Source organism: Aeromonas sp. QDB17 (assembly GCF_027705305.1).
Lineage (GTDB): Bacteria > Pseudomonadota > Gammaproteobacteria > Enterobacterales > Aeromonadaceae > Aeromonas > Aeromonas caviae.
Window position 1 is genome coordinate 32,103 of sequence record NZ_JAPDBP010000023.1, and the last position, 25,402, is coordinate 57,504.

22 protein-coding genes are annotated in these 25,402 nt (G+C 63.1%); 12 read left to right on the forward strand and 10 right to left on the reverse strand.

Annotated features, from left to right (window positions below; translation table 11 throughout):
* Window positions 1–48 precede the first annotated feature (48 nt).
* Both norW and norV read right to left on the reverse strand, forming a co-directional pair.
* A complete protein-coding gene (norW, locus tag OKC41_RS17305; protein ID WP_143238238.1) occupies window positions 49–1,215 on the reverse strand; it encodes an NADH:flavorubredoxin reductase NorW in 1,167 nt (388 codons plus the stop codon).
* Window positions 1,212–2,696, reverse strand: coding sequence for an anaerobic nitric oxide reductase flavorubredoxin (norV, locus tag OKC41_RS17310; RefSeq protein WP_210556768.1), 1,485 nt, complete (start codon window positions 2,694–2,696; stop codon window positions 1,212–1,214). The genes norW and norV overlap by 4 nt, the downstream gene beginning before the upstream one ends.
* Window positions 2,697–2,866: 170 nt before the next feature.
* Here norV and norR point away from each other — a divergent pair, with 170 nt between their 5' ends.
* A complete protein-coding gene (gene norR, locus OKC41_RS17315; RefSeq protein WP_268915880.1) occupies window positions 2,867–4,390 on the forward strand; it encodes a nitric oxide reductase transcriptional regulator NorR in 1,524 nt (507 codons plus the stop codon).
* 77 nt (window positions 4,391–4,467) lie between these two features.
* On the opposite strand, the gene OKC41_RS17320 is transcribed toward norR, so the two are convergent.
* Window positions 4,468–5,472, reverse strand: coding sequence for a substrate-binding domain-containing protein (locus OKC41_RS17320; protein WP_010672385.1), 1,005 nt, complete (start codon window positions 5,470–5,472; stop codon window positions 4,468–4,470).
* 435 nt (window positions 5,473–5,907) lie between these two features.
* Between OKC41_RS17320 and OKC41_RS17325 the strand changes: the two genes are divergently transcribed.
* The 6 genes from OKC41_RS17325 (at window position 5,908) to OKC41_RS17350 (ending at window position 11,887) form a co-directional block, all read left to right on the forward strand.
* On the forward strand, window positions 5,908–7,029 hold the full coding sequence (locus OKC41_RS17325) for a branched-chain amino acid ABC transporter substrate-binding protein (protein ID WP_039041003.1): 1,122 nt from the start codon (window positions 5,908–5,910) through the stop codon (window positions 7,027–7,029).
* A 66-nt stretch (window positions 7,030–7,095) separates the two neighbouring features.
* Entirely contained in the window at window positions 7,096–8,022 is a 927-nt protein-coding gene (livH, locus tag OKC41_RS17330) for a high-affinity branched-chain amino acid ABC transporter permease LivH (protein WP_010672383.1), read from the forward strand.
* Window positions 8,023–8,104: 82 nt separating this feature from the next.
* Window positions 8,105–9,373 (forward strand): high-affinity branched-chain amino acid ABC transporter permease LivM, encoded by a 1,269-nt coding sequence (locus OKC41_RS17335; protein ID WP_201895253.1) that lies wholly within the window; start codon window positions 8,105–8,107, stop codon window positions 9,371–9,373.
* A 100-nt stretch (window positions 9,374–9,473) separates the two neighbouring features.
* The gene (gene livG, locus OKC41_RS17340) at window positions 9,474–10,247 is read left to right on the forward strand and encodes a high-affinity branched-chain amino acid ABC transporter ATP-binding protein LivG (RefSeq protein WP_005307326.1); all 774 of its coding nucleotides are present in this window, start codon (window positions 9,474–9,476) and stop codon (window positions 10,245–10,247) included.
* A gap of 10 nt (window positions 10,248–10,257) precedes the next feature.
* Window positions 10,258–10,959: an ABC transporter ATP-binding protein gene (locus OKC41_RS17345; RefSeq protein WP_201895252.1), complete on the forward strand. Its 702-nt coding sequence runs from the start codon at window positions 10,258–10,260 to the stop codon at window positions 10,957–10,959.
* A gap of 82 nt (window positions 10,960–11,041) precedes the next feature.
* Window positions 11,042–11,887, forward strand: coding sequence for an AraC family transcriptional regulator (locus OKC41_RS17350; protein ID WP_041214153.1), 846 nt, complete (start codon window positions 11,042–11,044; stop codon window positions 11,885–11,887).
* Here the strand turns inward: OKC41_RS17350 and OKC41_RS17355 are convergent.
* A complete protein-coding gene (locus tag OKC41_RS17355) occupies window positions 11,866–12,459 on the reverse strand; it encodes a LysE family translocator (protein ID WP_270672222.1) in 594 nt (197 codons plus the stop codon). The genes OKC41_RS17350 and OKC41_RS17355 overlap by 22 nt on opposite strands.
* Window positions 12,460–12,622: 163 nt before the next feature.
* Between OKC41_RS17355 and glpE the strand changes: the two genes are divergently transcribed.
* Both glpE and glpG read left to right on the forward strand, forming a co-directional pair.
* Window positions 12,623–12,946 carry a thiosulfate sulfurtransferase GlpE gene (gene glpE / locus OKC41_RS17360; RefSeq protein WP_005307320.1) on the forward strand — a complete coding sequence of 108 codons (324 nt, stop codon included), beginning with the start codon at window positions 12,623–12,625 and terminating at the stop codon, window positions 12,944–12,946.
* Between the two features lie 29 nt (window positions 12,947–12,975).
* Window positions 12,976–13,809: a rhomboid family intramembrane serine protease GlpG gene (glpG, locus tag OKC41_RS17365; RefSeq protein ID WP_201895268.1), complete on the forward strand. Its 834-nt coding sequence runs from the start codon at window positions 12,976–12,978 to the stop codon at window positions 13,807–13,809.
* A gap of 293 nt (window positions 13,810–14,102) precedes the next feature.
* Here glpG and OKC41_RS17370 read toward each other — a convergent pair whose 3' ends face one another.
* Window positions 14,103–16,520, reverse strand: coding sequence for a VolA/Pla-1 family phospholipase (locus OKC41_RS17370; RefSeq protein ID WP_201895251.1), 2,418 nt, complete (start codon window positions 16,518–16,520; stop codon window positions 14,103–14,105).
* Between the two features lie 301 nt (window positions 16,521–16,821).
* On the opposite strand from OKC41_RS17370, the gene OKC41_RS17375 reads away from it, so the two are divergent.
* Window positions 16,822–17,079, forward strand: coding sequence for an accessory factor UbiK family protein (locus OKC41_RS17375; protein WP_010672374.1), 258 nt, complete (start codon window positions 16,822–16,824; stop codon window positions 17,077–17,079).
* Window positions 17,080–17,217: 138 nt separating this feature from the next.
* Here OKC41_RS17375 and fre read toward each other — a convergent pair whose 3' ends face one another.
* From fre to trxA, 5 genes are all read right to left on the reverse strand, one after another.
* Entirely contained in the window at window positions 17,218–17,916 is a 699-nt protein-coding gene (fre, locus tag OKC41_RS17380; protein ID WP_010672373.1) for an NAD(P)H-flavin reductase, read from the reverse strand.
* 155 nt (window positions 17,917–18,071) lie between these two features.
* Window positions 18,072–19,541 (reverse strand): 4-hydroxy-3-polyprenylbenzoate decarboxylase, encoded by a 1,470-nt coding sequence (gene ubiD / locus OKC41_RS17385; protein WP_270672223.1) that lies wholly within the window; start codon window positions 19,539–19,541, stop codon window positions 18,072–18,074.
* A gap of 33 nt (window positions 19,542–19,574) precedes the next feature.
* On the reverse strand, window positions 19,575–20,582 hold the full coding sequence (locus OKC41_RS17390) for a hypothetical protein (RefSeq protein WP_103261014.1): 1,008 nt from the start codon (window positions 20,580–20,582) through the stop codon (window positions 19,575–19,577).
* Between the two features lie 106 nt (window positions 20,583–20,688).
* Window positions 20,689–21,954, reverse strand: coding sequence for a transcription termination factor Rho (rho, locus tag OKC41_RS17395; protein ID WP_010672370.1), 1,266 nt, complete (start codon window positions 21,952–21,954; stop codon window positions 20,689–20,691).
* 207 nt (window positions 21,955–22,161) lie between these two features.
* Window positions 22,162–22,488, reverse strand: coding sequence for a thioredoxin TrxA (trxA, locus tag OKC41_RS17400; RefSeq protein ID WP_010672369.1), 327 nt, complete (start codon window positions 22,486–22,488; stop codon window positions 22,162–22,164).
* A 113-nt stretch (window positions 22,489–22,601) separates the two neighbouring features.
* On the opposite strand from trxA, the gene rhlB reads away from it, so the two are divergent.
* Together rhlB and gppA are read left to right on the forward strand one after the other, a co-directional pair.
* Entirely contained in the window at window positions 22,602–23,891 is a 1,290-nt protein-coding gene (gene rhlB, locus OKC41_RS17405; protein WP_029313424.1) for an ATP-dependent RNA helicase RhlB, read from the forward strand.
* 13 nt (window positions 23,892–23,904) lie between these two features.
* Window positions 23,905–25,395 carry a guanosine-5'-triphosphate,3'-diphosphate diphosphatase gene (gene gppA, locus OKC41_RS17410; RefSeq protein WP_201895248.1) on the forward strand — a complete coding sequence of 497 codons (1,491 nt, stop codon included), beginning with the start codon at window positions 23,905–23,907 and terminating at the stop codon, window positions 25,393–25,395.
* The last annotated feature ends 7 nt before the right edge of the window (window positions 25,396–25,402 follow it).

Below are 25,402 nucleotides of genomic sequence, written 5' to 3' on the forward strand. Positions count from 1 at the left end.
GGTTCTCCTCGAGTGGCCGGGTCAGCCCGGCCTTCGGCTATTAATGGTTCAACGGGGCAGCTGACGCAGCAGCGGGAAGGCGGCGCTCATCTGGTCGCCCCCCACCACGAAGCCGCACAGCTTGCCATCTTCGCCGTGCGCCTCGGCCACCATGCCGTGGCTGTTCCAGCGGCACTGCCAGGCGAGATCTTCACCCCGGGTACGACCCGCCAGTTGCAGCGGGTAGCGCGGCGTCTTCACCTTCACCAGCATGGGCGGCAGGGCCAGCGGGGTCGGTGTGCCGAGCAGGGTGCGCGCCAGCGCATTGGCCCCCAGCACGATGGGTTGCAGGAAGGGGAGCAGCTGACCTTGCCACTGCACGCAATCCCCCAGGGCGAAGATGTGGGGATCGCTGGTCTGCAGCCGATCATCGACCAGGATGCCGCGCTCCACTGCCAGCCCGGCCCCACGGGCCAGGGCCAGATTCGGCCGCAGGCCGATCGCGGCGATCACCAGATCCTGCTCGCTGATGCGCCCATCGGTCAGGGTGACGCGCCAGCCATCCCCCGGCTGGGCATCTATCCTGGCGAGACCCGTCCCGAACTGCAGGCTGACCCCCTGGCTGCGCAGGGCCTGTTGCAGCGGCTCGGTCAGGGCGGCGGGCAGCAGGGCGCTTAAGGGGCTGTCGGCCAGATCCACCAGCGTCACCTCTTTTCCTGCGCTCGCCATGTCCATCGCCAGCTCGCAGCCGATGAGCCCCGCCCCCAGCACCAGGATGCGGCGGGCCTGGCGCAGTTGCGCCTCGATGGCGGCGTACTCCTGCTGGCTGTTGAGGGTGACCAGGTGTTCGCTGCCCGGCAGATCGGGGCGCACCGCGCTCGCCCCGGTGGCCAGCACCAGCTTGCCGTAGGGGAATTCCCCCTGCTCGGTCAGCACCAACCGCCGGGCAGGGTCGATGCCATGCACCGGGCAGTGGGGCAGCAGCGCGATGCGCTGCTGCTCGGCAAAATCGCTGCCGCTCTGACGGGTCATGGCTGCGGCAGGGCAGCCCCGACTCACCACGTGGCTCAAGTCGGGCTTGTTGTACTCATCGCCGCTGTCGGCGGTGATGAGGCGGATGGGCTGCTCGGCGTTAAGCTTGCGCAGGCTCTTGACCAGTTGCTGGGCAGCGAAGCCGCTGCCGATCACCACTATCTCCCGGCTGATGCCGGCGTCACTCTGCGTTGCTGCGCTCATACACAGGCCTCCACGGCGCAGGGTTCAAATACCTCCTTGCCGATGCCGCAGCCGGGGCAGAGGAAACTGTCCGGCACCTGGGCCCAGGGGGTGCCCGGCGCCACCAGCTGATCCGGCTCGCCCTGGGCCGGGTCATAGACCCACTGGCAGACCGTGCAGAGCATGGCCTGGTCGTCATCCCATTCGGCGGCGGCCGCTGCGGCTTGCGGCTCAACAGCAGGCATCGCGGGGACGGGCGTCACGGTTGTCTGGGTTGTGGTGATCGGGCGGGGTGCGTCCAGCGGGTGCAACGCCCACTGACGGGCGAGCTGGCGACCATGCTCGCGGCATTCGGCCAGCGCCGAGCCATCCGGCCGCCACTTGGCCTTGAGAGAGATGCTGATGTCAAAGCCTGCGTCCATCAATCGGGTCTGGATCCGGTCCACCGCGCCACCGGTCCAGCCGTAACTGCCGAAGGCCGAGGCGCGCTTGTTGCGAAAACGCAGGCCGGTGATCTCTTCGAGCATGCCCGCCACCTTGGGCATCATGACGTTGTTCATGGTGGAGGAGCCCACCAGTATCCCCTTGGAGCGGAACACCTGGGTCAGGATCTCGTTCTTGTCGTGGCGGGCCACGTTGTAGATCTTCACCGCCACGCCGGGGTCCACCTCGTGGATGCCCTGGGCGATGGCGTCGGCCATCATGCGGGTGTTGTTGGACATGGAGTCGTAGAAGAGGGTGATGCGGTCTTCCTGATAGTGGTCGGCCCACTCCAGGTATTTCAGGATGATCTGGGTGGGGTCCTCGCGCCAGACGATGCCGTGGGAGGTGGCCACCATGCTCACCGGCAGGTTGAAGCCGAGCACTTCCTTGATCTTGGCGGTCACCAGGGGGCTGAAGGGGGTGAGGATGTTGGCGTAGTAGCGCTGGCACTGCTCCATCAGCTCGCTCTGATCCACCTCGTCGTTGAACAGGTGCTCGTCGCAGTAGTGCTGGCCGAAGGCGTCGTTGGAGAACAGCACCGCATCCTCGGTCATGTAGGTCATCATGCTGTCGGGCCAGTGCAGCATGGGGGTCTCGATGAACACCAGCTGCTTGCCGTTGCCGATGTCCAGGCTGTCACCGGTCTTGACCGGGTGGAAGTTCCACTCCGGGTGGTGATGATGGCCGGTGATGGAGTCGATGGCGTTGTGGGTGCAGTAGATGGGGGTGCCGGGGATACGGGCCATCAGCTCGGTCAGGGCGCCGGCGTGATCCTCCTCGGCGTGGTTGATCACCACGTAGTCGATGGCGGCGAGATCGATCTCGGCCGCCAGGTTCTGCACGAACTCCCGGCTGAACTTGTGATCGACGGTATCGATCAGCACGTTTTTCCCTTCGCGGATGAGGTAGCTGTTGTAGCTGGTGCCCTTGTGGGTCTTGTACTCGGTGCCGTGGAAGTCGCGTACCTCCCAGTCCCGTTGGCCGACCCAGTGGATGTTGTTCTTGACGTGAATGCTCATCAGGCAGTTCCTCGAATGTAATAGTGGATGTTCAACTGAACCAGCTATTGCAGCGGACGTGCCAACATGTAACTCGTTGTTTTTAATGGCTTCTAATATCACTCGTTGTCATCAAGACACCACACCGTTATAGTCAAAATCACAAACATACTGTCATTTGGACAATTATCGTGATCTCGACCGACAGCCTGGCGCGCATCGCCCTCGACCTGCAACTCGGCATCTCTCATCAGGACCGCTTCCACCGCCTGATCCAGAGCGTGCGCAGCCTGCTGAAATCGGATGCCTCGGCCCTGCTGCGCTACGAGGGGGGCCAGTTCATCCCGCTCGCCATCGACGGCCTGATGCAGGACGTGCTGGGGCGCCGCTTCGCCCTCAAGGATCACCCGCGCCTCGAGGCCATCGCCCGCGCCGGGGATGTGGTGCGCTTCCCTGCCGACAGCGCCCTGCCCGACCCCTATGACGGCCTGCTGCCGGATCACGACGACTTCAAGGTGCACGCCTGTGTCGGCCTGCCGCTCTTCTCGGAGCAGGCGCTGATCGGCGCCCTGACCATAGACGGCATGAACCCGACCCAGTTCGACGGCATCAGCGACGAGGAACTGCGTCTGGTGGGGGCCCTGGCCGCCGCCGCCCTCGACAACGCCCTGCTGCTGGAGCGGCTCGCCCGCCAAAGCAGCGAGCCCCTGGCCGGCACCCGGCCCGGCCCCGAGCAGCCGGAGATGATAGGGCACTCCCCCGCCATGGCCCGGTTGCGCCACGAGATAGACGTGGTGGCAAGCTCCGAGCTGAACGTGCTGATTTTGGGGGAGACCGGGGTCGGCAAGGAGCTGATCGCCAAGGCGGTGCATGGCGGCTCGCCCCGCGCCCATGCCCCCCTGGTCTACCTCAACTGCGCCGCCCTGCCCGAATCCGTGGCCGAGAGCGAGCTGTTCGGCCACGTGAAGGGGGCCTTCACCGGCGCCATCCACAATCGGGCGGGCAAGTTCGAGCTCGCGGACAAGGGCACCCTGTTTCTCGACGAGATAGGGGAGCTCTCCCTGGCGCTGCAGGCCAAGCTGCTGCGGGTGCTGCAATACGGCGATCTGCAGCGGATCGGTGACGACACCCCGCTCAAGGTGAATGTGCGCATCCTGGCGGCCACTAACCGGGATCTGAAACAGGCGGTGGTCGAGGGGCAGTTTCGGGCCGACCTCTACCACCGGCTGAGCGTGTTCCCGATCCACGCCCCTGCACTGCGGGAGCGCCCGGGCGACATTCCCCTGCTGGCCGGTTACTTTTGCGAGCGCTGCCGGCTCGGCCTGGGGCTGGAGCAGCTGCGTATCCAGTCACAGGTGCTGCAACTGCTCGAGCGCCACGACTGGCCCGGCAACGTGCGGGAGCTGGAGCACGCCATCCACCGCGCCGCCGTGCTGGCGCGGGCCGAACAGGGCAGCCCCTCGCCGACCCTGGAACCCCACCACTTCAACCTGGGGCCGACGGGCTCATCCCTGCCCGCCGACACCGTCAGCCAGCCCGCCTCCCCGGCCATTGCCGGCCTGGGCCTTCGCGCCGCCACCGATCTGTTCCAGCGCCAGCTCATCGAGCAGACCCTGACCGCCCATGACGGCAACTGGGCCGCCACCGCCCGGGCGCTGGATCTGGACGGCGGCAACCTGCACCGCCTCGCCAGACGGCTCGGCCTCAAGGCCTGACGCCCACGAGAGGGGCCCAAAAACAGAAACCCCCTCGCTGGCGAGGGGGTTTCGTGTTCATGGCACCCGTGGCGCCGTCAGCGCAGGGACTTGACCGAGCGGCGGACGATGAGCTCGGGCTGCACCGTCATGGACTCCACTTCCAGCTCCTTGTTGCGGATCCGGCTCACCAGTTGCTGCACCGCCAGCAGACCGAGCTCGGCCTTGGGGTGGCGGATGGTGGTGAGCGGCGGGCTGGAGAAGCGCGCCATCTCCACGTCGTCATAACCGATCATGGAGATATCGTCCGGCACCTTGACCCCGGCCTCCCAGGCGGCGCAGATGGCACCGATGGCCATGGGATCGTCGAAGGCAAAGACCGCGGTCGGGCGAGGGGTGAGGGCCAGGATGCGCTGCATGGCATCGAAGCCGCTCTGGCTCTCGTAGTCCCCTTCGAAGATCTGCTCTTCTTTCAGGGTCATCCCCTGTTCAGCCAGGGCATCGCGCACCCCGTCCAGCCGTTGCTGGGTAGTCGGCTTGGCGAGATGGCCGGTGATGCAGACGATGTTGGTGTGGCCCTGCTCCAGCAGATGGCGCACCGCCAGACGCGCGCCGATGCGGGCGTTGTCGTTGATCACGTTGGCGAAATCGCACTCGTTGCCCCAGTCCAGCACCACCTGCGGCACGTTTTTGTGGATGCGCAGCATGTCCCTGAACTGGGTGTCGATATCGGTCCCCAGCACCAGCAGACCGTCCACCCGCTTCTCCATCAGCATGCGCAGATAGTGCTGCTGGCGTGGCGGCTGGTTCTCGGTGTTGCACAGGATCAGGCTGTAACCCTGCTCGAAGCAGTAGGCTTCCACCCCCTGTACCACTTCCGCGAAGAAGGGGTTGGCACTGGTGGTCACCAGCATGCCAATGGTCTTGGTCGAATTGATCTTGAGACTGCGCGCCACCGAGTTGGGCGCGTAGTTCAGCTCTGCCACCGCCTCAAGCACTTTCTGGGTTGCGTCTTCGCTGACCCGACGGGTGTGATTGAGTACATGTGAGACGGTGGAGATGGATACGCCTGCGCGCGAGGCGACATCCTTGATAGTTGCCATCTCTGTCTCCTGAATAACAAAGGCGGAACAGTAGCAGATTTCCCGAATAAAGGCTTGATTTTAACGGGCGCTGCCAGTGAATTATCAATGCTGGCTAATCTATGCGGTCATTTCTTTTTGCGCAAACGGATTTTGGTCAAAATGAGAGCGGACGCAGAATGAAATATCGTCAGTTTTTTACTCTGTAAATTGTCACCATGACAATTTGTTATCTGTATGTTGCACCATCGCAGCAACATTAAACTCCAATAAACAACAATAAACTGCGCGTTAGTTTCACAAAACCCCTCTTGCGCCTGCTCCGGTTAGTATCTTTAACATCTTGTTATTGCCCGGCGAGGAATGATAGAACCTTATCTATCGCCGGGCTGGCGGGACACAGGCTCGGAATGACATGCATAAAATGAAACAATTCACTGATTAAGGGACGAATCAATGCATAACTTCAGCAAAATGGCAGTCAGAGCAGCGGTTTCTTTGGCTCTGTTTGGATCAGTTTCCATGGCCAATGCGGCCGATACCATCAAGATCGGCATCGCCGGCCCCCTGACCGGCCCGGTCGCCCAGTACGGTGACATGCAGTTCACCGGCGGCAAGATGGCGGTCGAGCAGATCAACAAGGCGGGCGGCATCAAGGGCAAGCAGATCGAAGCCGTCATCTATGACGATGCCTGCGATCCCAAACAGGCCGTGGCCATCGCCAACAAGGTGATCAACGACGGCGTCAAGTTCGTGGTCGGCCACCTCTGCTCCGACAACACCCTGCCCGCCTCCGACATCTATGAAGATGAAGGGGTCCTGATGGTCACCCCCGCCTCCACCAACCCCAAGATCACCGAGCGCGGTTACCAGCTGACCCTGCGCACCATCGGTCTGGACAGCGACCAGGGCCCGACCGCCGCCAAGTACATCATCGAGCAGGTCAAACCCCAGCGCGTGGCCGTCATCCACGACAAGAAACAGTACGGTGAAGGCATCGCCTCCAGCGTGAAAGCGGCCCTGGACAAGGCCGGCGTCAAGGTCGTGGCCTATGAGGGCATCACCGCCGGCGACAAGGACTTCTCCGCCCTGATCGCCAAGCTGCAAAAAGAGAACGTCGACTTCGTCTACTACGGCGGCTACCACCCCGAGCTGGGTCTGATCCTGCGCCAGGCTGGCGAAAAGGGTCTGAAGGCCAAGTTCATGGGTCCGGAAGGCGTGGGCAACAAGGACATCTCCGCCATCGGCGGCCCGGCTTCCGAAGGCCTGCTGGTCACCCTGCCGAACAAATACGATCTGGTCCCCGCCAACGCCCCCATCGTGGAAGCGTTCAAGGCCAAGGGTCAGGACTCCTCCGGTCCGTTCGTCTGGACCACCTACGCCGCCATGCAGGCCCTGGCGGCCGGTATCGCCAAGGCGGGCGAGGATGATCCGGCTGCCGTGGCTGCCGCCATCAAGGCCGCACCGATCGACACCGTGATGGGCCCCCTGACCTGGGCACCGAACGGTGACCTGAAAGGCTTCGAATTCGGTGTGTTCCAGTGGCACGCCGACGGTACCTCCACTCAACTCAAATAATCTGCCGGTCGGGGTGACGTGAGTCACCCCTCCTTTCTTTGCGGGCAAGTACACAGGGAACGCGGTATGTCCGAACACCTTCTTTATCTGGTTCAGCAGTTGCTGAACGGATTGACCATAGGCAGCACCTATGCGTTGATCGCCATCGGCTACACCATGGTCTACGGCATCATCGGCATGATCAACTTCGCCCACGGCGAGGTCTACATGATCGGCTCCTATGTCGCCTTCATGGTGATGGCCGGGCTCATGATGATGGGCATCGACAGCACCGTGCTGCTGCTGGGGGGCGCCTTCCTGGTCAGCATCATCATCACCGGCAGCTATGGCTGGTCCATAGAACGGGTGGCCTATCGTCCACTGCGGGGCGGCAACCGCCTGATCCCCCTCATCTCCGCCATCGGCATGTCGATCTTCCTGCAGAACATGATGCGGATGGCCCAGGGCTCGCGTGACATCGCCATGCCCACTCTGATCTCCGGGGGCTGGACCCTCGGCGGCGAGGATGGCTTCCAGGCCAGCCTCTCCTACATGCAGCTCATCATCTTCGTGGTGACCTTCGTCACCATGCTGGCGCTGACCCAGTTCATCGGCCGCTCCCGCATGGGGCGTGCCTGCCGTGCCTGTTCCGAAGACATCAAGATGGCCAACCTGTTAGGGATAGACACCCACGTGGTCATCTCCATCACCTTCGTGCTGGGGGCCGCCCTGGCCGCCGTCGCGGGGGTGCTGCTCGGCATGTACTACGGCGTCATCAACCCCTATCTCGGCTTCATGGCGGGCTTGAAGGCCTTCACCGCTGCGGTATTGGGCGGCATCGGCAGCATTCCCGGTGCCGTACTGGGCGGCCTGCTGCTCGGCGTGGTGGAAGCGCTCACCGCGGGCTATCTCAGCACCGAGTACAAGGATGTGATGGCGTTTGCCTTGCTCATCTTCGTGTTGCTCTTCATGCCCACCGGCATCCTGGGTCGTCCGGAGGTCGAGAAGGTATGAAAAACCAATCTATGCATGCCCTCGTGCTGCTGTTCATGACCATCACTGGCATTCTCGGCCGTCCGGAAGTGGAGAAAGTCTGATGAAACGTCAATTTATCCATGCCTGCATCGCCAGCCTGGTGCTGCTGGTGCTCTCCTTCTGGCTGCTCGGCTTCAAGCTGGAGACCGATGGCTCCCGCCTGCTGGTGGTGAGCCGCCTCGATGTATCGCTGGCCTGGCTGCTGGGGGGCGCCACCATCGTCTTCTGGTTCCAGATGCTGCGCGGCCAGATAAGCCGGCTGTTCCAGGCCTCCATCAGCGGCTTCTCCGTCGGCTTCACCAAGCTGGTGCTGCCAAGCCCCGAAGAGGCCCCCAAGCTCTATAACCTCACCGCCGTGCTGGTGCTGCTGTTTGCGGTGAGCTGGCCCTTCATGGCCTCTCGCGGCGCCATCGATCTGGCCACCCTCACCCTGATTTACATCATGCTGGGGCTGGGACTGAACGTGGTGGTGGGCCTCGCCGGCCTGCTCGATCTCGGCTATGTTGGCTTCTACGCGGTCGGCGCCTACAGCTATGCCCTGCTCAACAGCTACTTCGGGCTCAGTTTCTGGGAGTGCCTGCCCATCGCCGGCCTGATGGCAGCCACCTTCGGCTTCCTGCTCGGCTTCCCGGTGCTGCGGCTGCGGGGGGATTACCTGGCCATCGTCACCCTGGGCTTTGGCGAGATCATCCGCATCCTGCTCAACAACATGACCAGCCTGACCGGCGGCCCGAACGGCATCTCCGGCATTCCCAAACCGACCCTGGGGGGGCTGGAGTTCAACCGCACCGTCAAGGATGGCGGCTTCGAGACCTTCCACGAATTCTTCGGCATCGCCTACAACGCCAACCACAAGGTGATCTTCCTCTACCTGATGGCGCTGGTGCTGGTGGTGGCGACCCTGTTCGTCATCAACCGCCTGCTGCGCATGCCGCTTGGCCGCGCCTGGGAGGCGCTGCGGGAAGACGAGATCGCCTGCAAGTCGCTGGGGCTCAACCCCACCATCATCAAGCTGACCGCCTTCACCATAGGCGCCTGCTTCGCGGGGTTTGCCGGCAGCTTCTTCGCCTCGCGCCAGGGCTTCATCAGCCCGGAGTCCTTCGTCTTCATCGAGTCGGCCATCGTGCTGGCCATCGTGGTGCTGGGCGGCATGGGCTCCCAGATCGGGGTGGTGCTGGCCGCCATCGTGATGACGGTGCTGCCGGAGCTGGCGCGCGAGTTCAACGAGTACCGCATGCTGATGTTCGGCCTCTTGATGGTGTTCATGATGATCTGGCGGCCACAAGGATTGCTGCCGATGACCCGCCCGCATCTGGAGTTGAAGAAATGAGTGCCAATCAGAAGTTGTTGGACGTCTCTGAGCTGTCGATGCGCTATCTGGCCGGATTGCTGGCGGTGACTTGCTCCACCCTGGACTGGGAGCTGAAAAAATGAGTACTCATCAGAAGTTAATGGAAGTCTCTGATCTGTCGATGCGTTTCGGCGGCCTGCTGGCGGTCAACGGGGTCAAGCTGGACGTGGAAAAGGGGGAGGTGATCTCCATCATAGGTCCCAACGGGGCCGGCAAAACCACCATCTTCAACTGCCTGACCGGCTTCTACCGCCCGAGCGGCGGCATCATTCGCTACAAGGGCGAGGAGATCCAGGGGCTGCCCGGTCACCTCATCGCCCGCAAGGGAATCGTGCGCACCTTTCAGCACGTGCGGCTGTTCAAGGACATGACGGCGGTGGAAAACCTGCTGGTGGCCCAGCACAGGCACCTCAACACCGGTTTTCTGGCCGGGCTGTTCAAGACCCCGGCCTTTCGCCGCGCCGAGCGGGAGGGGCTGGAGCAGTCCGCCTTTTGGCTGGAGAAGGTGGGGCTCAAGGATCTCGCCAACCGCGCCGCCGGCAACCTGGCCTATGGCCAGCAGCGCCGGCTCGAGATAGCCCGCTGCATGGCGACCCGGCCCGAGCTGCTGATGCTGGACGAGCCGGCCGCCGGCCTCAACCCCCACGAGACCGACGAGCTGAACGAGCTCATCTCCAACCTGCGGGACGAGTTCGGGGTCTCGGTGCTGCTGATCGAGCACGACATGAAGCTGGTGATGGAGATCTCCAACCGCATCTTCGTGGTCAACCAGGGCACCCCGCTGGCCCACGGCAAGCCAGATGAAATCCGCAGCAATCCGGCAGTGATCAAGGCCTATCTGGGCGAGTCGTAAGGACAAAAAGATGTTAGAACTTCGCAACGTATCGACCCACTACGGCAAAATTCAGGCGCTGCACGACGTCAGCGTCGAGGTGAAAGAGGGGGAAATCGTCACCCTGATCGGCGCCAACGGCGCCGGCAAGACCACCCTGCTGATGACCCTGTGCGGCGAGCCCAAGCCCAGCAGCGGCTCCATCTGGTTCGAGGGGGAGCAGATAGACTCGCTCTCCACCGCCCGCATCATGCGCAAGGACATCGCCGTGGTGCCGGAGGGGCGCCGCATCTTCGCCCGCCTGACGGTGGAGGAGAACCTGCTGATGGGGGCCTTCTTCGTCGACAAGGCCGAGCAGCGCGGCCTGCTGGATCAGATTTTCACCCTGTTCCCGCGGCTGCACGAGCGACTGGAGCAGCGCGCCGGCACCATGTCCGGCGGTGAGCAGCAGATGCTGGCCATCGGCCGGGCCCTGATGAGCAAACCGCGCCTGTTGCTGCTGGATGAACCCTCGCTGGGGCTGGCCCCCATCGTCATCCAGCAGATCTTCGACACCATAGAGCAGCTGCGCCGCGACGGCATGACCATCTTCCTGGTGGAGCAGAACGCCAACCAGGCGCTCAAGCTGGCCGATCGCGGCTATGTGCTGGAGAACGGCCGGGTGGTGCTGCAAGACACGGGAGAGGCCCTTCTGGCCAACCCCGCCGTCCGCCAGGCCTATCTCGGCGGCTGAGGATGCAGCAACCATCGTCACCCTTCCCCTGCCGCGCTCCCCGAGCCCGGCAGGGGAACAGCCCCCCGCCGAGGAGCACATCGTGAGCCGTGCGCGGGCGACGCAGGATCAGCACCACTTCTGGCACGATCCCGCCCTGCCCTTCATCGAGGCGAGGGCGGTGCAGGATGGCCGGCGCGTCTGCTACGACAAGCACAGCCACCCCCACTTCTCCATCGGCGCCATCACCGGCGGCCACAGCCACTACCTCAACCAGCGCAGCCTGCAAGAGGTCGGCCGCGGCAGCCTGGTGCTGATGAACCCGGAAGAGGTGCACGCCTGCAATCCCGTCGCTGACCAGCCCTGGTCCTATCTGATGTTCTACATCGACAACCTCTGGTTGCAGCGCCAGCAGGAGGAGGCCGGGCTCGGCAACGCGTTTCGCCCCTTCGACATGACCGCAAGCCGGGATCCCCTGCTCTACCAGGGGCTCTGCCGGCTTCATCGGCAACTGGTGGAGGAGCCGGATCCCCTGGCTCGCGAAGTGGCCTGCCACCTCTTCAGCCGCCAGCTTCTGGCCAGGCTCACCCCGGCCAAGTGGGATGACCGCCCTCCCCAGCACCTGCAGCGAGCCGCCGAGCTGATGCAGGACGAGAGTGCCTGCGCCCTCACCCTGGCACAGCTGAGTGCGGTGGCCGGGCTCACCCCTTCCCACTTCGTGCGCGCCTTCAGCCGCCACTACGGCATGACGCCCCACGCCTACCTGCTCGATCAGCGCATTCGCCACGCCCGCACCCTGCTGCGCCAGGGGCAGCCCCTGGCGGAAGTGGCCCTTGCCAGCGGTTTTGCCGATCAGGCCCACTTCCAGCGCCAGTTCAAACGCCGGGTGGCCGCCACCCCGGGCCAGTACAGAGCGCAGCTCGCCCCTCAGGACGAGCGCACCAGATAGGCGGCGCTGAGCAGCAGCAAGAGCGCCATGGCCCGATTGAACCAGCGCAATCGGCGAGGAGAGACCAGCCACCCCTGCAATCGGCTGCCCGCATAGGCCCAGCAGGCGATGGAGCCGAGGCAAATAACCAGATAAATGCCGGTAAAGAGGGCGATCTGGCTTATGCCGCCCGCGATCCCATAGGCTCCCATCCCCATGCTGGCGGCAAGCCAGGCCTTGGGATTGAGCCACTGCATCAGGGCCCCGTACCAGAAGGCGGGGGGTACGCCCTCCACTTCCTCCACCTCGCCGCTATCCACTAGCAACTGCCAGGCCATCCAGCCGAGAAAGAGCACGCCGCCCCAGTGAATGGCCCCCAGCGCCACAGGCCAGCGGGACAGGGCGCCGCCAAGACCCAGCCCCATCAGCAGGAGCAGCAGGATGAAGCCGAGGGTGGCCCCCACCACGTGGCGCAGGCTGGCCGTGAAACCGTACCGGGCGCCGGTGCCAAGGGCGACCAGATTGACCGGCCCCGGGGAGATGGACATGGCCAGGGCAAACCCGGCCATGGATAACAGCAGACTGAATTCCATGGATGATGCTCGTTCAATTGAGGGAAGCCCGAGCCTACCCGGCCCGGGCGGCCCGATATTGAATAAAATTGCGATCCCCTGGATGCCGCCCCCATTGCACACTTAGCGCAAACCGCCGCTTGCGGTAAACTGCCCTTCAACCCTCCATTTTCAGGACATCTCAATGGACCAGTTTGCCCATATCAGCGCCCATGATGCCCACCAGAAGCTGAGCGCAGGCGAAGCCCGTCTCGTGGACATTCGCGATCCCCAATCCTTCGAGACGGCCCACGCGGTCGGCGCCTTCCACCTCACCAACGGCACCCTGGTTCGCTTTATGAACGAGGTGGACTTCGATACCCCCGTCATCGTGATGTGCTATCACGGCAACAGCAGCCAGGGGGCGGCCCAGTACCTGCTGCAACAAGGCTATGACGAGGTCTATAGCCTGGATGGCGGTTTCGAGGCCTGGCGCAGGGAGTTCCCCATCCAGGCGGGGGACGCATGACAGAGGCGGGTCGCTCCTCCTCCACCGGCATGATCCAGCTGCTGGTGCTGGGCGACGCCCGCATGGCCCAGGCGCTGGTGGATTATCTCGCTACCCTGGGCATTTCGTGCGAGCTGACCCAGTCCGAGCTCGGCGTCTCGGTCTGGCTGGCGGACGAACGGCGCCTCGCCCAGGCCCAGCAGGAGGTCAAACGCTTCCTGAGCGAACCCAATCATCCCCGCTACATGGAGGCCTCCTGGCAATCCGGCCATGCCGATGCCCGGATCGACTACAGCAAGGGGATGACGGATCCGGTCACCGACTTCCTCCACCAGGCGGGCCCCCTGACCCTGGTGGTCATCATCGCCTGCCTGGCCATCTACGCTCTGGATGCCATCGGCCTGCCCATCTTCGACGAGCTCGCCTTCCACCCCACCCTGGCCCAGTTCACCGACTGGCAGGCCTGGCGCTACGTCACCCCGGCCTTCATCCACTTCTCGGTGCTGCATCTGGTGTTCAACCTGTTGTGGTGGTGGTATCTCGGTGGCCAGATAGAGCAGCGCCTCGGCAGCGGCAAGCTGTTCATCCTGCTCATCGTCGGGGCGGCCCTGCCCAATATCGCCGAGTTCTTTGCCAGCGGCCCGCGCTTTGGCGGCCTCTCCGGGGTGGTCTATGCCCTGCTCGGCTACAGCTGGCTGCGAACCAGGCTGCAACCGGATTGCGGCCTCGCCATGCCGCCAGCCCTGATGGGCTTCATGCTGGTCTGGCTGGTGCTCGGCTTCTTGGACATGCTCGGCACCCCCACCGCCAACATGGCCCATTTGGTCGGCCTGCTGGTCGGCCTTGCCCAGGGCTGGCTGGACAGACACCACAGGCCGGGGTGACGCCTGGTTGCCGGCAACGGCTCGGCAACCAAAGCCACCACCAACATGGCTCACCTGGCAGGCCTGCTGGTCAGCCTTGCCCAAGGCTGGCTGGACAAACACCACAGGCCGGGGTGAGGCCTGGTTGCCGGCAACGGCTCGGCAACCATAGCGACCACCAACATGGCTCACCTGGCGGGCCTGCTGGTCGGCCTTGCCCAGGGCTGGCTGGACAGGCGCCACAGGCCAGCCTGAGCCGATTTGCCATAAAAAAACGCCGCCCCTTGGGGCGGCGTTTTTATTGGTCGGCCGGCTTACTGCTTGAGCAGGCTGGCGTCGGTCACCTTGACCGCGGTACCGCCGCTTGCGAAGAAGCTGCCGAACTGGGTCTGCATCTCGGTGGTGACGGCGCCGGTCGGATCGAAGTTCTCGTCAGGTGCCAGCAGCGAGCTGTGACCCCCGGCCACGAAGCGGGCCGCTCTGTGGTTGGCGGCGCCGGTGGCGGTCAGCGGTTGCAGGGCCAGGACCTTGAACAGCGGCTCGGTGCCACCCAGCGGGGCGGTGGCGATGCTGTTCGGGATCACTCGATCCGACAGGCTCAGGGCGCCGTCGCCGACGATTTCGGTGGCAAACAGCGGGAAGTCCGCCGCGATACCGCTCCCCAGGTTGATGGGGTCTGCCGAATCCAGCACCGACTGCGCCGCGAAGCTGTAGCTCTGCAGGGTGCTGGCCGCCGTGGCCTGGGTGGCCGCATCCTGGCTCGGCAGGAACTCGTTGACGAAGCAGGTCGGTACTGCCGTCTTGCAGTTCGGGGCGTAGGCGGTGAAGGCTGCCTTCAGGGCTGCACTGCCAGCGGTCAGCACGCTCATCTGGATGGTCGGACCGAAGGTCGGCGAGTTCAGCAACAGCGGCGCTATGCCGCCACCCGGCATGGCCAGGCCGCCAGTGTCGAACTTGAACAGGGCGTCTGCCGTCGGGTTGCCAACAGACTGGTTGGCCACCGCCAGCAGGTTGGCCCCCGCGATGGCACCCAGAGAGTGACCCAGGAAGTGTACCTTGAGGCTGCCTGCTGTGCCGATGGCGCCCTTGGCATTGGCCAGCCCCACCGCCAGACGCAGGCCCAGCAGATCCGCCACGCTCTGTTTCAGGTTGTCGCGGGCCACGGTCAGGTAGCTCAGGTTCAGGTAGGGGGTCGGGTTGTCGGAGGTGGTCACCGAGTCCATGCTGCCGGTCAGGGCGAAGCCGCGTTCACCGTGCAACGGATGATCGATCACCACCACGGCCACGTTCTTGCTCGCCTGGGCACCGGCACCAATCTGGCCAAGGGCCAGCGCATAGGCGTTCTCCTTCACGGAGGTGACGCCGTGCTGATAGATGATCACGTCGGTGATGTTCGCCAGCGGTGCGGCGGCGAAGATCCGCATCGGGACGGACTGCACCTCTTCCAGTGCCGGCAGCGGGTTGAAGCGCCCGATGTTCATCTCGGGATCCAGCGCCTTGCCGCCGGAGGTGAGGGTCACCCCGATCAGCTTGCTCGCCTCCGCCAGCAGCTCGGCCTGACGGCTCGGATCGGCGATGAGTTCGCCCAGCAAGGCCGGATCCACACCCGCCCCCACCAGGCCGCCGATCACTTCGGTATCCTGGGCCTTCAGGGCGTTCGCGATGGCGTAGAGGCTGGGGATGGCACCGTGCCAGGACTGGGTCTTCGCCTTGTCCCAGGAGCCGGCGGTGGCCGGGGAGGAGAGGAAGTAGGGCAGCTTGACGGTGCCGGTATAGACCTGAGTCATGCCAGCCAGGCCTTTCAGTTGCGGGTTGGCGTCAACGGCGGCGGCAATCGCATCCTTCTGCTCCGGGGGCAGGAAGTTCTCGGCGTCCAGCTGGGTCAGGAAGGGGCTGCCGCCGCTCACCGACAGGGTATAGGTGCCAGGCAGGCTGGTATTGCCCAGGGCGTCCTGCTTCCACAGGGCGGCGGCGTCCAGGGTCGGGCTCTTGAGCACGGATGCGGCCGCCCCTTTCACCGCCACCAGCACGTCGGCGCCGGACTGGGTGCCGAACCAGTCGGAGAAGATCACGTGATCGCTGGTGATGCCGGTGGCAGCCTTGAACAGCCCTTCCTGCAGCGCAATCAGGCCGCTGATGGTCTGCTCCTGGGCGTTGCTGCCGGTGCTGGTCTTGTAGTTGCTGTAGTCGCTACCCGGTCGCAGGGGGGCACCCGTGCTGTCTTTGAGGGTATCAGTCGCCACTATCATGTAGTAGGAAGAGGGGTTGAGAGGCTTGAGCGGCATCAGATTCAGCTTGCCGGTCGTCTCGGCCACCACGAAGTCCACCCCGTAGGTCAGCACCTTTTTCACGCCGCTCGGACGCAGGGCCGCACTGTCAAACTCCAGCTCCATCAGGTAGAGGGGTGCCACGGAGGCTGCGAATTCAGCAGCGGCCGGCGCCTTGACCTGGATGCCGGAGGCCGTCACCGGCACTATCTGGATCGCCTGGGTAGTCGACCAGCCATCCAGGGTGGAGAGGGCGGACACCGGGTTGGAGAGATCCGCCGTTTCCGTGGAGAATTTCAGGGTACCGTCGGTCGCACGGGCTGCCAGGGCGCTGGGTCGGACTGCATTGGAGCCGCTCAGCAGATAATCGAGATAGCTTGAGGTATCGCCTGTGTTGTCGTCACTGCCACCACAACCGCTCAGCAGCGCACTGACGACGGCCGCGTAAATTAGCTTTTTCTTCATATCCTTATCTCTTTTATGTTGTTATCCATGATGAGCCTGACGGGGTAGGGTTCAAACCCGACCGAATCATATTAACAGCAACGCAACAATTAATAAGCCTCTGGTCAGTCATCTGATCTGATTTTTTTGTGTACACCATCAAGGAATTGGAATTGATTCCCGGTGTCACAGGGTAGCAGCCAGGGGGCATCAACCAGACCCGACCAGAGCCCGATGGGATCCATGGCGCAAAAAGCCGCTCCGATCTCGGCAAAGGAGACGATTTGTCGGTAGAATGGCGCCATTGCTTAAGGAGACCCCCATGATCGACCCGAAAAAACTGGAAGAGATCGCCAAACAGATACACAACGCCCTGCCCCCCGGCATTCGCAGCATGGGTGAAGAGGTGGAGAAAAAGACCCGTCAGGTCTTGCAGGCCCAGCTCAACAAGCTGGATCTGGTGAGCCGCGAGGAGTTCGACGTGCAGACCAAGGTGCTGCTGCGCACCCGGGAGAAGCTGACCGCCCTCGAGGCCAAGCTGGCCCAGCTCGAGCAGCAGCTCGCCGCCAAGGGCGAATGATCCGGCGTGACCCGCCGTAGATAGCACAAACCCCAGCCAGGCTGGGGTTTGTCGTTTTTATGGGGACAACGAGTTTCTCATCCCCCCTCTCTCGCAAGACGATAAGGGGGCAGATCGACGCACTGCGGTTGGCCGTGGTCAGATAAACTCGTAGGCATCGCCGAAGATGCGCTCTGGCTCGGCGCCCAGCACCTTGAACTCTTCCCGCGCGGCACCGGCCATCTCGAATCGGCCCGCCACATAGATGTCGTAGTCATGCAGGCTGACGAAGTCATCCATGATGGCCTTGTGCACCAGCCCGGTCCTGCCGGTCCAGTCGCTCTCGGGCTCCTGCACCACGGGAATGAAGGTCAGCGGCGCGTAGTCGCGCTCCCACTGCTGCATCTGCTCCAGCTCGTAGAGCCAGTGCGCCTGGCGTACCCCCCAGTAGAGGAACACCGGACGCTTGCTGCCGCTGCCGATCAGGTATTCCAGGATGGCGCGGGCATAGGAGAAGCCGGTGCCGCCCGCCATCAGGATCAGCGGTCGGGGGGATTCGTCGCGCAGGAACGCCTTGCCGGCGGCCAGCTCGACCTCGATCTCTCCCTGCTCGCGCATGCGGGCCAGCACCTGACCGGCATAGGCATTCTCGGGAGTGGCACCGATCTGCAGCTCCAGCACGCCGGAGCGGGTCGGCGAGTTGGCGATGGAGAAGGGGCGCTTGTCCGAATCGCTCATCACCACCAGCAGATACTGGCCCGGCTTGAAGCTCACCTCCTGCTGCGGCGCCAGCGCCACGTGCCAGATGGTGTCGACATATTCGCGCAGTTCCTCTACGCGGCACTTGATACGTTGCATTCTTGTCCTTGTGAGGGGCCTGCCCGGCCCGCTTCGCTCATGGTTTCACTGTTTTTATGGCGACCAGTTGGTGGTCAGGTCCGTCGAGCATACCCAATTCGGCACGGCAATACCGCACTTTTGCGTCACAATGGCCGCGCCGCATCGGGGATCCCTCAGTCGAGGATCTTCAGCTCGTCCCAGATGGCATCGATCTTCTGCTTTACCACCTCGTCCTGGACGATGGGCTGCCCCCACTCCCGGTTGCTCTCCCCCGGCCACTTGTTGGTGGCATCCAGCCCCATTTTGGAGCCGAGCCCGGAGACCGGCGAGGCGAAGTCCAGGTAGTCGATGGGGGTGTGCTCGAGCAGGGTGGTGTCCCTGGCCGGATCCATCCGGGTGGTGATGGCCCAGATCACGTCCTTCCAGTCCCGGGCGTTGATGTCGTCATCGCAGACGATCACGAACTTGGTGTACATGAACTGGCGCAGGAAGGACCAGACCCCCAGCATCACCCGCTTGGCGTGGCCAGGGTAACGCTTCTTGATGGTCACCACAGCCATCCGGTAGGAGCACCCCTCCGGCGGCAGGTAGAAATCCACTATCTCGGGGAACTGCTTCTGCAACAGCGGCACGAACACCTCGTTGAGCGCCACCCCGAGCACCGCCGGCTCATCGGGCGGACGGCCGGTGTAGGTGCTGTGGTAGATGGCATCCCGGCGCATCGTCATGTGGGTGATGGTGAAGACCGGGAACTCGTCCACTTCGTTGTAGTAGCCGGTGTGATCGCCGTATGGCCCTTCGGGGGCCATCTCCCCCGGCTCCAGATAGCCTTCCAGCACGATCTCGGCGCTGGCGGGCACTTCCAGATCGCAGCTCAGCGCCTTCACCACCTCGGTACGGCTGCCCCGCAGCAGACCGGCAAAGGCGTATTCGGAGAGGCTGTCCGGCACCGGCGTCACCGCGCCCAGGATGGTCGCCGGATCGGCGCCCAGCGCCACCACCACCGGGAAGCGTTCGCCCGGGTGGGCCTCCTGCCACTCGCGAAAATCGATAGCGCCGCCCCGATGATCCAGCCAGCGCATGATCAGCTTGTTCTTGCCGATCTTCTGCTGACGATAGATGCCGAGGTTCTGCCGCTTCTTGTAGGGACCGCGGGTGATGGTCAGACCCCAGGTGACCAGGGGCGCCACATCCCCGGGCCAGCAGTGCTGGATCGGGATCTGATCCAGATCCACCGCGCCCCCTTCCAGCACCACCTGCTGACAGGGGGCCGAAGAGAGCCGCTTGGTCGGCATGTTGAACACCTGCTTGAAGATGGGCAGCTTCTCCATCAGCTCCTTGAGCCCGCGAGGCGGCTCCGGCTCTTTCAGATAGGAGAGCCAGGTCCCCACCTGGCGCAGGGCGCTGACGTTGGGCTGGCCCATGCCCATGGCAACCCGGTCCGGCGTGCCGAACAGGTTGGTCAACACCGGCATGGTATAGCCCTTGGGATTTTCAAACAGCAGGGCAGGCCCGCCCGCCCGCAGGGTGCGGTCGCTGATCTCGGTCATCTCCAGATAGGGGTCTATCTCGCGACTGATGCGCCTGAGCTGTCCGTTTTGTTCCAACTGCGCGATAAAATCACGCAAGTCCTTGTATTTCATGCAAGTACCCCAGCGGGATCAGGTGGTCCCGCATTATAACCCTGGCGGCGTATCCGGTGTACCCGTATCGGACCTCATGACGGACGAGGCGTGTCGCCGCTCCTGAAGCGTCAGCCGGTTTGCCAATTGACCCAGGAGCCTGGGCTCGTCCATCTGCAACAACAGGCCGGCCACCAGCCCGCCATACTGGTGCTTGCCGAGTTCGGCCAGGAGGAACTGCTGGGCCCCGTCCGGCAAGGGGGAGAGGCGGCTGAGCTGATGCAGGGCGGGGACCATCAGGCGGCTGTTCTGGCTGGCGGCGATCAGCAGATCGCTCGCCTCCTGCCCTGAATAAAAGCGGGAAATGGTGTGTAGTGCAGTCAGGCTATCGTGATCCACTGGCTGACGCCACAGCTTGAGGTAGAGTGCCGTCTCCCCGGTCTGTTCGATGAAGTACAGCAGCAACTGGTTGTCCGGCAGGAAGAGATTGAGGGCGGCAAGCCGCTGCGCCTCCCGGCGCAGCACGGATACCGGCTGCCGATCGAGCACCGCCAGCAGGGCCTGCTGCTGCTGTGTCAGCTCGGGATTGCGGCTGTAGTAGACCTGCTTGAAGTCGAAGCGATCCTGCTCCAGCAACTGGCGATAGTTGTCCTGCCAGGCCAGCTGCTGCCAGTGGCTCAGCACCAGCCGGGCCTCGGCGGGGAAGTCGTAGGCGGGTAGCTGTACCAGGAAACCATCCACCTTCCCTTCCACCAGCCATTGTGGCGCCTTGGCCGCTTGTGCCCGCACCCAGGCCAGCAGCGCCGGGCTCGGTGCGCCCGATGACTTGAGCTCACCCAGCAACTGGAACAACAGGAACTCCCGCTGCCCCACCGACAGGGTCTCGAGCAACGAGTCCATGGCATCAAACTGTCCGAGCGCCATGCGGCCGTCCAGGTACGCCCGATGCCCCTCCAGTCCCTCGTCCGCCACCAGGGGAGCCTGCAATTGCGGCGGGGAGTCGGCATGCACCGGGGCCGCCAGCCACAACCAACCCATCCATATGAACAACACCAGCTTCATGACGTCCCTTTCCTTGTGACATCGAGGCTTCATACTACTAAGCCAACCGTGAAATAGATAAACAAAAACCGCGACCTGGGCCGCGGTTTTGTCATTGAAGAGGCTGTTACTTCTGTTGACGCTTCATGGAGTCGAAGAACTCGTCGTTGGTCTTGGTCGCAGCCAGCTTGTCGATGAGGAACTCGATGCTGTCGATCTCGCCCATGGGGTGAATGATCTTGCGCAGGATCCACATCTTCTGCAGCTCGTCCGGGGCGGTCAGCAGCTCTTCCTTGCGGGTGCCGGAACGGGTGATGTCGATGGCCGGGTAGACGCGCTTCTCGGCAATCTTGCGCGAGAGGTGCAGTTCCATGTTGCCGGTACCCTTGAACTCTTCGTAGATGACTTCATCCATCTTGGAGCCGGTATCGATCAGCGCTGTGGCGATGATGGTCAGGCTGCCGCCCTCTTCGACGTTGCGCGCCGCACCGAAGAAACGCTTCGGACGGTGCAGGGCGTTGGCGTCCACACCACCGGTCAGCACCTTGCCGGAAGACGGGATGACGGTGTTGTAGGCGCGGGCCAGACGGGTGATGGAGTCCAGCAGGATCACCACGTCCTTCTTGTGCTCGACCAGACGCTTGGCCTTCTCGATCACCATTTCGGCGACCTGGACGTGACGGGAGGCCGGCTCGTCGAAGGTGGAGGCGATGACTTCGCCCTTCACCATGCGCTGCATCTCGGTCACTTCTTCCGGACGCTCGTCAATCAGCAGCACGATCAGCTCACAATCCGGGTGGTTGTAGGCGATGCTCTGGGCGATGTTCTGCAGCAGCATGGTCTTACCGGCCTTGGGCGGTGCAACGATGAGACCGCGCTGGCCCTTGCCGATCGGGGATGCCAGATCCAGTACACGGGCGGTGATGTCTTCGGTGGAACCGTTGCCACGCTCCATGCGCAGACGCTCGTTGGCGTGCAGGGGAGTGAGGTTTTCAAACAGGATCTTGTTGCGGGAGTTTTCCGGACGGTCGTAGTTGACATCGTTGACCTTGAGCAGGGCGAAATAGCGCTCGCCCTCTTTCGGCGGCCGGATCTTGCCGGAGATGGTATCGCCGGTACGCAGGTTGAAGCGGCGGATCTGGCTCGGGGAGACATAGATGTCATCCGGACCAGCGAGATAAGAGCCGTCTGCACTGCGCAGGAAACCGAAACCGTCGGTCAGGATTTCCAGCACACCGTCGCCAAAGATATCCTCGCCGCCCTTGGCGTGCGCCTTGAGGATTGCAAAGATAATGTCTTTCTTGTGCGCCCGAGCCAGATTTTCCAACCCCATGGATTCGCCAAGCTGGACCAGCTCGGACACAGGAGTGTTCTTAAGTTCAGTCAGATTCATAGTGGTGAAAGTCTGTAAGCAAGGATTGAAATGAGGAGACAGTCTGCTGGATTGATGCTGATCGGATTTGACTTGCCAGGCTGGTAGTTAAGCAAAGAGTCAGGCAAAAAGGTTAGCAAACGAGCGATAAACTAGCACCAATCAGGGTGAGCGTCTAGGTGATAAAACACAAGGAGCGCATTATTGCAATGCGCTCCTTCTTGATTATTACAGGTTGCCGTCCAGGAACTCTTTCAGTTGGGTCTTGGACAGGGCGCCGACCTTGGTCGCTGCCACTTCACCATTCTTGAACAGCAGCAGGGTCGGGATACCACGAATGCCGTACTTGGGCGGAGTGTCGGCGTTATGATCGATGTTCAATTTCGCCACGGTCACGCGACCTTCATATTCCTGAGCAACTTCGTTCAGGATCGGGGCAATCATCTTGCACGGTCCACACCATTCGGCCCAGAAATCGACCAGAACAGGGCTGTCGGCGTTGATTACATCGGCCTCGAAGCTGGCATCGCTCAGCTGAACAATCTTGTCACTCATCTCCAACTCCAGTCAGTAATTAAGGCTTTATTGATGGTTCAACAAAGGCAATAGTTGCCCTATTTGAAATGATCCTGTTTATTATTGCAAGCCTAACCTGATAACCTACCGCCATGAGCAAAACACATCTAACGACCGAAAAATTCGCCCAAATGGGCCTCGAACCCGAAGTTCTGGCTGGTCTGGAATCAAAGGGATTTCACTATTGTACGCCCATCCAGGCACTCTCCCTGCCCCTGCTGGTTGAAGGTCATGACCTCGCCGGTCAGGCTCAGACGGGGACCGGCAAAACCCTGGCTTTCCTGGCGGCGACATTCAACTATTTGCTGACCCATCCGCTGACCAGGCCGCGCCTCGTCAACCAGCCCCGCGCCATCATCATGGCCCCGACCCGGGAGCTGGCCGTCCAGATCTATAACGATGCAGAGAGCATGTCAGCCTCCACCGGGCTCAAGCTCGGTCTCGCCTATGGTGGCGAAGGCTACGACAAGCAGCTGGCCGTGCTGGAACAGGGCGTCGACATCCTGATCGGCACCACCGGCCGCATCATCGACTACTTCAAGTCCAAGGTCATCGATCTCGGCAACATCCAGGTCGTTGTACTGGACGAAGCGGATCGCATGTTCGATCTGGGCTTCATCAAGGACATCCGTTTCCTGTTCCGCCGCATGCCCCCCGCCACTGAGCGTCTGAGCATGCTGTTCTCCGCCACCCTCTCCCTGCGGGTGCAGGAGCTGGCCTATGAACACATGAACCACCCGGAACATGTACAGGTCGAACCGGAACAGATGACCGGCGTGCGGATCAAGGAGGAGCTCTTCTACCCCTCCAACGAAGACAAGATGTTGCTGCTGCTCTCCCTGATGGAAGAGGAGTGGCCCGAGAAAGCCATCGTCTTCGCCAACACCAAGCACGTCTGTGAAGACGTTCACGCCTGGCTGGAGAACGACGGCCACCGCGTCGGCCTGCTGACCGGCGACGTGCCGCAGAAGAAGCGGATGAAGATCCTGGAAGAGTTCACCAAGGGTACCCTGGATATCCTGGTCGCCACCGACGTGGCCGCCCGTGGTCTGCACATCCCCGACGTGACCCACGTCTTCAACTACGACCTGCCCGACGATGCCGAAGACTATGTCCACCGCATCGGTCGTACCGGCCGCGCCGGCAGAAGCGGTCACTCCATCAGCCTGGCCTGTGAAGACTATGCCTTCAACCTGCCGGCCATCGAGGAGTACATCCACCACCCCATCCCGGTCAGCAAGTATGACCGCGAGGCGCTGCTGGATGACGTCACCGCACCAAAACGGGTGTTCCGCAACCGCCAGCCGGTGAACCGCAACATGCGGGATCGCCAGGGCGGTGGCAACAGCAACAACCGTCGTCGCCCCCCCCGCAAGAACTGAGGGATCGGCCAAGTTGCACAACTCGCCTCTCTATGCCGCCATCGACCTCGGCTCCAACAGCTTTCACATGCTGGTGGTGCGCGAGGTCGCCGGTGCCCTGCGTACCGTCACCAAGGTCAAGCGCAAGGTACGCCTCGCCGCCGGCCTCGATGCCGATTTTCGCCTCAACCGTGCCGCCATGGAGCGGGGCTGGGATTGTCTGCGCCTCTTCTCCGAGCAGTTGCAGGACATCCCGTCCGACAACATCCGGGTAGTGGGCACCGCCACCCTGCGCCTGGCCACCAACGTCGACGAATTCATCAGCGAAGCGGAACGGGTGCTCAACCACAGCATCGAGATCATCTCGGGCGAGGAAGAAGCCAAGACCATCTATGAAGGAGTCTCCTGGACGTCGGCAGGGGAAGGCAATCGGCTGGTGATCGACATCGGCGGCGCCAGCACCGAGCTGGTGATCGGCGAGCAGAGCGAAGCCAAGCTGCTCAACAGCCTGCACATGGGCTGCGTCACCTGGCTCAACAACCACTTCGGTGATGGCGAGCTCTCCGAGACGCGCTTCAACCAGGCCATTGCCGCCGCCAAGGCGGTACTGGAGAAAGTGGCTGCGGACTACCGTGTCCTCGGCTGGCGCACCTGCGTCGGCGCCTCCGGCACCGTCCAGGCGCTGCAGGAGATCATGCTGGCCCAGGGCAAGAGCGAGCGGGTCACCCTGCCCAAGTTGCAAGAGCTGATGGGTCAGGCCATCGCCTGCGGCAGACTCGATAAGTTGCAGCTCGAAGGGCTGGCGGCCGAACGGCTGACCGTGTTCCCCTCCGGTCTCGCCATCCTGATCGCCATCTTCGAGACCCTCGACATCGAGAGCATGACCCTGGCGGGCGGTGCACTGCGTGAAGGGCTCATCTACGGCCTGCTCGGCAACAATCACGACTGTGATGCCCGGGATCGCACCGCCGACAGCCTGATCAGCCGCTACCAGCTCGACAAGGAGCACGCCGAGCGGGTCCGCGACACCGCCATCGAGGCGTTCACCCAGTTGCAGCCGGCCTGGCGCCTCTCCAAGCGCTACGGTCGCCCGATCCTGCGCTACGCGGCCCTGCTGCACGAAATCGGTCTGTGCATCGAGTACAAGAAGGCGCCGCAGCACGCCGCCTACATCATCGACAACATCGACATGCCGGGCTTCACCCCCGCGCAGAAGAAGCTGCTGTCGGCCCTGCTGTTCAACCAGCGGGATGAATTCAAGCTGGAGCCGCTGGAGAAACAGGGCGCCGTCACCGGTCGCCAGGCGATCCGGCTGGCTCGCATCCTGCGCATCTCCCTCATCCTCTGCATGCGCCGGACCCAGGGCACTGTGCCCAGGTTCATGCTGCAAGCCGATGAAGATGCCCTGACCCTGACCCTGCCCAAGGGGTGGCTGGACGAGCATTACCTGCGCGCCAGCGAGCTGCGCTTCGAGGTGGAGCGCCAGCAGAAGATGGGCTGGTCCACCCGGCTGCTGGAAGCCTGAGCCGCAC